The 3,126-nt window shown below is 59.6% G+C and carries 2 protein-coding genes; both read right to left on the reverse strand.

The window, feature by feature from the left end; genetic code table 11:
* Nucleotides 1-238: 238 nt before the first annotated feature.
* On the reverse strand, nt 239-1,375 hold the full coding sequence (locus FEM54_RS28905) for a branched-chain amino acid ABC transporter substrate-binding protein (protein WP_099548106.1): 1,137 nt from the start codon (nt 1,373-1,375) through the stop codon (nt 239-241).
* A 374-nt stretch (nt 1,376-1,749) separates the two neighbouring features.
* Complete coding sequence (amaA, locus tag FEM54_RS28910; protein ID WP_138453889.1) at nt 1,750-3,033, reverse strand: L-pipecolate oxidase; 1,284 nt, start codon at nt 3,031-3,033, stop codon at nt 1,750-1,752.
* Nucleotides 3,034-3,126: the final 93 nt, after the last annotated feature.

Raw genomic sequence — 3,126 nt, forward strand, 5'->3', positions numbered from 1 at the left:
ATCCATAACGCAATCTCACGCGGTGAGCACCTGCACACGGTTGAGTGCGCGGCGCTTCTGGAGGAAAAGACAGATATCGATATCAACACCACTCCCTGTGGGAGCGGGGCCCTGTGTGGGAGCTGGCTTGCCTGCGATTGCATCACCCGGGTATTACTGAAGTACCGAGGTGCCTGTATCGCAGGCAAGCCAGCTCCCACACAAACCCGCTCACACATGGGTTATGTGGCGCTCAGGCTTACTTCTGCTTTTCCAACTGGTGGTATTTGCCGTCTTTATCCCACTGGTAAACCACGTAGTCGGAGATTTTCAGGTCGCCCTTGGTATCCCAGGCTTTTTCGCCCATCACGGTTTTCACCGGGTGAGCCTTGAGCCACTTGGCGGCGTCTTCGCCTTTGTTGGATTTGGCGCCGTTGAAGCCAGCCGCCAGGGCCTGGATCGAGGCGTAGGCGTACAGGGTGTAGCCTTCTGGCTCAGTGCCGTTTTTACGGAACTCTTCCACCACGGTTTTGCTGTCTGGCAGCAGGCGCGGGTCGGCGCCGAAAGTCATGTACACACCATCCACGTATTGCTTGCCGCCAGCGGTGGCCACCAGTTCGTCGGTCACGACACCATCATCGGACATGAACTTGACGTCCTTGAGGCCGGCTTCACGAATCTGGCGAACCAGCGGACCGGCTTCCGGGTGCAGGCCGCCGAAGTACACGACGTCCGCACCAGTGGAGCGGATTTTGGTGACCAGCGCGCTGAAGTCTTTCTCGCCACGGGTCAGGCCTTCTTCCAGCACCGGCTTGACGCCGCGCTTGGTCAACTGGGCAGCAGTAGCGTCGGCCAGGCCTTTGCCGTAGGTGTCCTTGTCGTTGATGACCGCTACTTTTTTGCCTTTGAGCACGTCGACGATGTAGTCGCCGGCCACGATGCCTTGCTGGTCGTCACGCCCGCACATGCGGAACACGGCGCTCAGACCACGCTCGGTTACCTGTGGGTTGGTGGAGCCCGGGGTAATCATGATGATGCCCGCATCGGCATACACTTCAGACGCCGGGATGGTGTTGGACGAGCAGAAGTGCCCGACCACGCCGATCACTTTGTCCTGGTCGGCCAAGCGGTTGGCCACGGCCACGGCTTGCTTGGGCTCACAGGCGTCGTCACCTGCCACCAGTTTGATCTGCTCGCCGTTGATGCCACCGGCCTTGTTGATCACATCGGCTGCCGCCTGGGCACCCTTCATGTACTGCTCACCGAAAGCTGCGTTGGCGCCCGTCATCGGGCCTGCCACGCCAATCTTCACATCAGCTTGAACAAACGCAGAAACACCCAACGCCGCTGCAACGGCGAGGGCCAGAAAACCTTTCTTGTAAAACGTCTGGGACATGAGTGGTGCTCCGAGGTTTTTGTTTATTGGCACTACGAATTCGCGTCAAACTTTCACAGGAAAGCCCAGAGCAAGGCGCGTGCCATTACTTTTTTATTCTTCAAAAAGACACGGTGTCATTGTTATTACAGGCGTTTCGACTCCCTTTGCCAGTACGTGCAACCGTCTAGCATCGAAAGGTGCAACCAATGGATCCAAAAAGTACAACCCTGGCAGGTCGCACCTGCAACCGGATGCCTAAACGACAGTTCCTACAGCTGTAACAATGTGCGTAACGGAACTGCACATTTACAGTGCGTGATTGCTACGACTTGCACCAATACAGATTAGTAGCCTGCTAAGAAGATGCAGGCTTTTGACAGGTATTTCGCTGATCAGACCACGATCCGCAGGCATTGCCCGGCGTGATACAGCGAGAACCCCGCTTCATACAGGCAACTGCGCAGGCCCACCCCGGCCAGCGGTTGCATCGGCGCAAACGGGATCGGCAGCGCCTGTGGGTTCTGGTGACACAAATAGTCTGCAAAGGCTTTGCCCACCACACTGCCCGTGGTCACGCCGCGGCCGTTATAACCGGTGACGGCGACCAGACCGGGGGCCGGCTCGAACAGGCGCATCAGGTGGTCCGGGGTGAAGGCGATGCAGCCGGTCCAAGTGCATTCCCACTGCACCGATTTGAGGTACGGGAAGTAATGCTGCTGCACCCGATCGGCCCACGCCTTGAGGAACCACGTCGGTTTCTGGTTGCCATTGCCCAGGCTGCCGAGCAACAAGCGGCCATCCGCGTCGCGGCGGATGCTGCTTAACACCTGGCGTGTGTCCCACGAGCCCTGCCCGCCGGGGAGGATCTGTTTGGCGGCGTCGTCCGTCAGCGGTGCCGAGGCGACCTGGTAGTAATAGCCGGGGAAAAAGTTGCGCCGCAGCTCAGTCCATTCACCTTCGGTATAGGCGTTGGAGGCGATCACCACTTGCGCCGCCTGCACTGAACCTTGGGTGGTCTGCACCGACCAGACTGCACCTTGGCGTTCAAGCTGAGTGACTGGCGAATGATCGAACAGTTGCCCGCCAAGCCCCACGGCGGCATTCGCCAGGCCACTGGTGTAGGCCATTGGGTTCAAGGTGCCGGCACGCCGGTCCAGCAGGGCGGCGGCGATCTTTTTGGTGCCGGTGGCCTGTTCACACGCCTGGCCCGTGAGCAGCTCGACGGGGGCGCCGCGGCGCTTCCATTGTTCTTCGCGACTGCGCAAATCCGCCTCGCCACGGGCGTTATGCGCCATGTGCAAGGTGCCCTCACGGCGCAGTTGGCAATCAATCTTGTATTTGTCGATCAGGCTGAACACCAGCGACGGTGCCGCGCCCAGCATGCGGTTGAGCTGAATGCCCACCGCCTCGCCAAAACCGGCTTCGATCTCGTCCGGCGGGATCCACATACCGGCGTTGACCAGCCCGACGTTACGCCCCGAACCGCCATGGCCGGTGCGATGAGCCTCCAGCACGGCGACGCTTTTACCTTGTTCCAGCAAATGAATGGCGGCCGACAAGCCGGTGATACCGGCACCGATCACGCACACATCAACCTTGACCTCGCCCTTGAGCGCGGCGCGATCGGGCCGGCCTGGGGTGAGTTGTTCCCATAAACATGTTTCGCGTAGTGCCATTGCCAGACTCCGATGAGACCCAACAAACAACTATTTCCGAACTGCAAACCCAATCAACTGTGGGAGCTGGCTTGCCCGCGATAGCGGTGTATC

The sequence above is a fragment of the Pseudomonas edaphica genome, from assembly GCF_005863185.1.
Taxonomy (GTDB): domain Bacteria; phylum Pseudomonadota; class Gammaproteobacteria; order Pseudomonadales; family Pseudomonadaceae; genus Aquipseudomonas; species Aquipseudomonas edaphica.